Source organism: Streptococcus penaeicida, assembly GCF_002887775.1.
GTDB lineage: Bacteria > Bacillota > Bacilli > Lactobacillales > Streptococcaceae > Streptococcus > Streptococcus penaeicida.
On record NZ_LOCM01000110.1, the window covers coordinates 1 to 212 of the forward strand.

Below are 212 nucleotides of genomic sequence, written 5' to 3' on the forward strand. Positions count from 1 at the left end.
ACTAAGATTTTAGTTCGAATACAATTAAGCTTCACGTAATAGAATAGTACACCACTAATAATGAAACAACCAGTTTATTAGTCGGGGCCTTAGCTCAAGCTGGGAGAGCGCTGCTTTGCACGCAGGAGTCAGCGGTTCGATCCCGCTAGGCTCCATTATCTAGGATACAAAGAGATGTTCGGCTAGCCGAAATTTCTGTAGAAAATTAGGAA

At 42.5% G+C, this 212-nt stretch carries 1 tRNA gene; it reads left to right on the plus strand.

What is annotated here, in order from left to right:
• The first annotated feature begins 83 nt into the window (after window positions 1-83).
• A tRNA-Ala gene (locus AT575_RS10660) sits at window positions 84-155 on the plus strand.
• The last annotated feature ends 57 nt before the right edge of the window (window positions 156-212 follow it).